Raw genomic sequence first — 6,211 nt, 5'->3', positions numbered from 1 at the left:
GTCCTCGCCCTGGGGCCCGACGTCCTCGCCGCCACCGAGCCGGTCCGCGCGGCGAGCCTGGCCGCCGTCTTCCCGTCGCCGACCACCGACACCGCGTTCGCCGCGGCGGCCTCGGTGCACGTCCCGGCGATGGTCGTCGCCGCGGGCACCTCGTTGGACACCGTCACCGACAACCCGTTGCCGCTCGCGCGGGAGCTCGCCGGCGACGTGTGTCTGCGCGCGGTCCCGGGCGCCACCGATCGCGCGCTTCTGCAGCGCCGCAACCTCAAGTCCCTGGTCGGCATCAATGGTGCCGACAAGAACGTCCACGCCGCGGTGCGCGCCCTGCTGACCGGGTTCGCGCTGGCCACGGCCGGGCGGCAGGACGAATACGCGGCGTTCACCGACCCGGAGGCCGAGCTCGGAGCCGTCGCATCGATCGATCCCGAGGATCCGGACGAGGACGATCGCAGCCACGTCGAGAAGTTGTTCGGCGGCCCGCCGTCGGACAAATCGAGTGGACCGCTCGCCGCGGGCCTCTCGTCGATTCGGGCGTTGCGCGGTAGCTAGGTACCCTGAATAGCTATGTGTGGAATCGTCGGGTACGTGGGCCAGCGGCAGGCGCTCGGGATCGTCGTGGACGCCCTTCGCCGGATGGAATACCGCGGCTATGACTCGGCCGGTGTGGCGATCCTCGACGGCCACGGCGGCCTCGTCGTGGAGAAGAAGGCCGGCCGGCTGGAGAACCTGGACAAGCAGATCGCCGCGGTCGACCCCAAGCGACTGACCGGCACCACCGGCATGGGCCACACGCGGTGGGCGACCCACGGCAAGCCCACCGATCGCAACGCCCACCCGCACCTGTCCGCCGACGGCAAGGTCGCCGTCGTCCACAACGGGATCATCGAGAACTACGCCCCGCTGCGCGCCGAACTGGAAGCCGCCGGCGTCGACCTCAAGTCCGACACCGACACCGAGACCGCCGTGCACCTGGTCCAGCGTGCCTACGAGTCGGGCCCGACCGCCGGGGACTTCGTCGCGAGCGCGTACGACGTGCTGCGCCGCCTCGAGGGAGCCTTCACCCTGGTCTTCACCCACGCCGACCACCCCGACACCATCGTCGCCGCGCGCCGGTCGACGCCACTGGTCGTCGGCGTCGGCGATGGCGAGATGTTCGTCGGCTCGGACGTCACCGCCTTCATCGAGCACACCCGCGACGCCGTGGAGCTCGGCCAGGACGAGGTCGTCGTGATCACCGCCGATTCCTACGAGATCACCGACTTCGACGGGAACCCGCGCAGCGGCAAGCCCTTCCACATCGACTGGGACCTGGCCGCCGCCGAGAAGGGCGGCTACGACTACTTCATGCTCAAGGAGATCGCCGAGCAGCCCGAGGCGCTCACCAACACACTCCTGGGGCACCTGCAGGACGGCCGGATCGTCCTGGACGAGCAGCGGATTTCCGACGAGGACCTGCGCGACGTCAGCAAGGTGTTCGTCGTCGCCTGTGGCACCGCCTACCACGCGGGGTTGCTCTCCAAGTACGCCATCGAGCACTGGACGCGTCTGCCGGTGGAGGTCGAGCTCGCCAGCGAGTTCCGCTACCGCGACCCGGTCCTGGACCGCTCCACCCTGGTCGTCGCCATCTCCCAGTCGGGCGAGACGGCCGACACCCTCGAGGCGGTGCGCCACGCCAAGGACCAGAACGCCCGCGTCCTGGCCATCTGCAACACCAACGGCGCGCAGATCCCGCGCGAGTCCGACGCCGTGCTCTACACGCACGCCGGCCCCGAGATCGGCGTCGCGTCGACCAAGTGCTTCCTGGCCCAGATCGTCGCCGCCTACCTGGTCGGCCTCGCGCTGGCCCAGGCACGCGGCACCAAGTTCATCGACGAGGTGACCCGCGAGTTCGCCGATATGGAGGCCGCCCCGGCCGCCGTGCAGGAGGTCCTCGACGGGATGGAGCCGGTGCGCGAACTGGCCCGCAGCATGGCCGACCGCGACACCGTGTTGTTCCTGGGCCGCCACGTCGGTTACCCGGTGGCACTCGAGGGTGCGCTGAAGCTCAAGGAGCTGGCCTACATCCACGCCGAGGGATTCGCCGCCGGTGAGCTCAAGCACGGCCCGATCGCGCTCATCGAGGCCGGGTTGCCGGTCTTCGTCGTGATGCCCTCCCGCGAGGGCCGCGCGGTGCTGCACTCGAAGATGGTCAGCAACATCCGCGAGATCCAGGCCCGCGGCGCCGAGACGATCGTCATCGCCGAGCCCGACGACGAGGCCGCCAAGGCCGTCGCCGACCACTTCATCCCCATCCCGCGCACCTCGACGCTGCTGCAGCCGCTGGTCTCGACCATCCCGCTGCAGGTCTTCGCGGCCACCGTCGCCGACGAGCGCGGCTACGACGTCGACAAGCCCCGCAACCTCGCCAAGTCCGTCACCGTCGAATAGCCGGCCGGCCATGACCCCGGATCTGACCAGGTATCCCACCGTCGCCCAGATCCGTGCTGCCGAGGCGGCGACCGGACTGCTCGACGGCGGCGTCCTCATGGGCCGCGCCTCCCACGGTCTGGCCACCGCGATCCTGAACGCGCTGCGTGCGACCGGCGGCGTCTACGGGCGCCGCGCCGGTCTGGCGATCGGGTCGGGGGACAACGGCGGCGATGCCCTCTACGCCGGTGCCGCCCTCGCGCGCCGCGGGGTCGGTGTCCAAGCGCTCCTGCTGACCCCCGACCGCGCCCATGCCGGTGGGCTGGCGGCCCTGCGCGCTGCCGGCGGTCGGGTGGTCGACGCGTTCGACCGGCTCGACGTGATCGTCGACGGAGTCGTCGGCATCGGCGGTGTCGGCCCGCTGCGCCCGGCCGCGGCCGCCGCGTTCACCGCCGCCGCACAGAGATCGCCCGACGCCATCGTCGTGGCGGTCGACCTGCCGTCCGGTGTCGACGCGGACACCGGGGTCGTCCACGACCCGGCGGTGCGCGCCGATCTCACCGTCACCTTTGGCGTACCCCGTCGTGCCCATGTACTGGCCGCCCCACAGTGCGGGCGGGTGGTCGTCGTGGACATCGGGCTCGCTCCCGACGCCGCCGACGCCGCCGTGCTCGCATCGCTGTCACCGTCCCAGGTCGGCGGACTGTGGCCGGTGCCACGGCCGACGGACGACAAGTACCGCCAGGGCGTCGTCGGGATCGTCGCCGGATCGTCTGCCTACCCCGGCGCCGCCCTGCTGAGCACCGGTGCCGCCGTCGCCGCGACCTCGGGGATGACACGCTATGCGGGCCCCGCGGCGAGCGCGGTCGTGACCGCGCACCCAGAGGTCGTCGCCGTGCCCGAGCCGCAGGAGGCCGGCCGCGTGCAGGCCTGGGTCGTCGGTCCGGGCCTCGGCACCGACGAGGCCGCGCTGCGCCGGCTCACCACCGTGTTGGCCGGCGACGTGCCCGTCCTCGTCGACGCCGACGGGGTGACCCTGCTGGCACGGCACCGCGACCTCCTCGCCGGTCGCCGCGCGCCGACGCTGCTGACCCCGCACGCCGGGGAGTTCGCCCGCCTGACCGGCGAACCGGTCGGACCGGACCGGGTGGCCGCCGTCGCCGCCTGTGCCGCCGAGACCGGGGCCACCGTGCTGCTGAAGGGCCGCGCGACGCTCATCGCCCGCTCGGATGCGCCGGAGGTACTGGTGAACGAGGCCGGGTCGTCGTGGGCCGCGACCGCCGGCTCCGGCGACGCCCTCTCCGGGATCATCGGTGCATTACTGGCCGCGGGGCTGCCGCCGGCGACGGCCGCGGCGATGGGAGCGCGCGCCCACAGTGTCGCCGCGCACATCGCCGCGGGGGCGCCGGGAGCCCCGATCGGGGCATCGGCCCTGGTAGCGGGCATCAGCGAGGCGATCAGGGTGCTCCGCGCCGAGGCGGCCGCCGCCCCCCAATCGCGCCGGATCTGAGACAATGGCTACTCGATGCATGCAACTGCCGGCACCACAGCCATGGGCAGCGCGACAGTCGACCTGCGCGCCATCGCCCACAACCTCCGCGTCCTGACCGACGGCGCGGGGGCGGGCGCGCTCGCCGTCGTCAAGGCCGACGGCTACGGGCACGGCGCCCTGCCGGTCGCGCGGACCCTCGTGGACGCCGGAGTCATCGGACTCGGCGTCGCACACGTGGGGGAGGCCCTGGCCCTGCGCGAGGGCCGCATCACCGCCCCGATCACCGCCTGGTTGCACGCGCCCGACACCGACTTCGAGGCCGCCATCGCCGGCGACGTCGACATCGCCGTGTCCTCGCCGCGTCAGCTGGCGGCCGTCGTGGAAGCGGCAGCGCGACGGGGGGAGGCGGCCACCGTCACCGTCAAGGTCGACACCGGCATGAACCGCAGCGGCGTCGCCGCCGACGAGTGGCCCGGTTTCGTCGACGCCTTCGCCCGGGCGCACGCCGACGGCGCCCTCCGGTTGCGCGGTGTGATGGCCCATCTCGCCTGTGGTGACGAGCCGGACAACCCCGCCAACGACGAGCAGGCCCGCGGGCTGCGCGCCGCCGTCGACGATCTCAAGCGAGTCGGCGCCGAGGCCGAGCTCGTGCACCTCGCCAACACACCCGCCGCCCTGACCCGCCCGGATCTGTCCTTCGACGCGATCCGCCCCGGCATCGGGGTGTACGGCCTGAACCCGGTCCCGCAGCACAGCAGTGCCGACCTGATCCCCGCGATGACGCTGCGCACGCAGGTCTCGCTGGTCAAGCACGTGCCCGCCGGCGGGGGCGTCTCCTACGGCCACACGTTCCGCACGCCCGTCGACACGGTGACCGCGGTGATCCCCGTCGGCTACGCCGACGGCGTCCCGCGCGCATTGTCCGGTCGGCTGCGCGTGCGGATCAACGGCCGCGACTTCCCCGGGGTGGGGCGGATCTGCATGGACCAGTTCGTCGTCGACCTGGGGCCCGCCGGCGGCGGAGTCACCGAAGGCGACGAGGTCGTCGTCTTCGGCACCGGCGCCGATGGCGAGGCCACCGCGCGCGAATGGGCCGACCTCACCGGCACCATCGACTACGAGATCGTCACCGGCATCGCGCCGCGCATCGCCCGCCGTTACGTCGGGCCGGAGGTGTCGTCGTGATGGCGCGCCGTACGAGCACGGGCAGGCGCCGGATGCGCCCGGCCGCGGGTGTCTCGCTGCTGGGCAACCTGGCCGCGACCGGGGTGACCCGGCAGGTGACCAAGGCGCGCGCCGGGCTCACCGACCCCTATACCGACATCCACTTCGACTCGATCTACCGCGAGGCCGAGCACACCGTCGCCGCCGACGACGGCGTCCGACTCGCCGCACGGGTCGTGGGCGCCGACGGCGAGCCCGACCTCACCGTCGTCTTCGTACACGGCTACTGCCTGCGGATGAGCTCCTGGTACTTCCAGCGGACCGCGCTCGCCAAGGCGTGGGGCGATCGGGTGCGGCTGGTCTTCTACGACCACCGCGGTCATGGCCGGAGCGATCCGGCGCCGGCGGACACGGCGTCGATGAGCCAGCTCGGCGACGATCTCGCGGCCGTGTTGCGCGCCCTGGCGCCGACCGGTCCGGTGGTCATCGTCGGCCACTCGATGGGCGGCATGACGACCATGGCCCTGGCGCGCCGCCACCCGGAACTCTTCGGACCCGACGGCCGTGTGGTCGGGGTCGCGCTCGTCGCGACCGCTGCCCGCGGCGTCGCCGAGGCCGGGGTGGGCGAGGCGCTGCAGAACCCCGCGGTCAGCGCGTTTCGCGCGGTGGTCCGGCGCGCGCCCTGGTTCATCGAGGCCGGTCGCACCCGTGCGCGTCGCGCCCTCGAGCCGGTGCTGCTGGCGGCGAGCTTCGGCCCGGACTTCTACAGCCCGACGGCCGGTCGCGCCGTCGAGCGGATGATCCGGCAAACGCCGCTGTCGACGATCGTGCACTTCCTGCAGGTGCTGGAGGTCCACGACGAGTCGTCGGCGCTGCCCACGCTGGCCGGGGTGCCGTCCGTCGTCATCTGCGGCGACGAGGACTGTATGACGCCGTTCCCCAACTCGTACTCGATGTACGGCGCACTGGGCGACAACTGTCGGCTCACCATCGTGCAGGGCGCCGGCCACATGGTCCAGATGGAACGGCCCGACCAGGTCGACGAGGTCCTCGACGAACTCCTCACCCGCGTGCGCGCCAAGCTGGCCGAGCGCGGGCCGGACGCCCCGCCGCTCGTCGACCACATCGCGGCCCCGCCGGTCGACGTCG

General features: G+C 72.8%; 4 protein-coding genes and 1 pseudogene. All 5 read left to right on the top strand.

The annotated features are described in order from the left end of the window. Nucleotides 1-549: pseudogene (locus QM634_RS13700) on the top strand (alpha/beta hydrolase); the annotation flags it as partial. 15 nt (nucleotides 550-564) lie between these two features. Then, nucleotides 565-2,427 (top strand): glutamine--fructose-6-phosphate transaminase (isomerizing), encoded by a 1,863-nt coding sequence (gene glmS, locus QM634_RS13695; protein ID WP_415043332.1) that lies wholly within the window; start codon nucleotides 565-567, stop codon nucleotides 2,425-2,427. Nucleotides 2,428-2,437: 10 nt separating this feature from the next. Further along, nucleotides 2,438-3,916, top strand: coding sequence for an NAD(P)H-hydrate dehydratase (locus QM634_RS13690; RefSeq protein ID WP_415043331.1), 1,479 nt, complete (start codon nucleotides 2,438-2,440; stop codon nucleotides 3,914-3,916). A gap of 15 nt (nucleotides 3,917-3,931) precedes the next feature. Next, nucleotides 3,932-5,083, top strand: a complete 1,152-nt coding sequence (alr, locus tag QM634_RS13685; protein WP_415043330.1) for an alanine racemase — start codon at nucleotides 3,932-3,934, stop codon at nucleotides 5,081-5,083. A 32-nt stretch (nucleotides 5,084-5,115) separates the two neighbouring features. After that, a partial coding sequence (locus tag QM634_RS13680) for an alpha/beta fold hydrolase (protein WP_415043329.1) occupies nucleotides 5,116-6,211 on the top strand: 1,096 nt, incomplete at its 3' end.

The sequence above is a fragment of the Gordonia sp. (in: high G+C Gram-positive bacteria) genome, from assembly GCF_047606305.1.
GTDB lineage: Bacteria > Actinomycetota > Actinomycetes > Mycobacteriales > Mycobacteriaceae > Gordonia.
This window is presented reverse-complemented; position numbering and strand designations above follow the sequence as displayed.

Bases quoted from the DNA above. Each gene is read 5' to 3' on its own strand.
- glmS (WP_415043332.1), top strand. From the start codon at position 565: ATGTGTGGAATCGTCGGGTACGTGGGCCAGCGGCAGGCGCTCGGGATC.
- alr (WP_415043330.1), top strand. From the start codon at position 3,932: ATGCATGCAACTGCCGGCACCACAGCCATGGGCAGCGCGACAGTCGAC.
- QM634_RS13690 (WP_415043331.1), top strand. From the start codon at position 2,438: ATGACCCCGGATCTGACCAGGTATCCCACCGTCGCCCAGATCCGTGCT.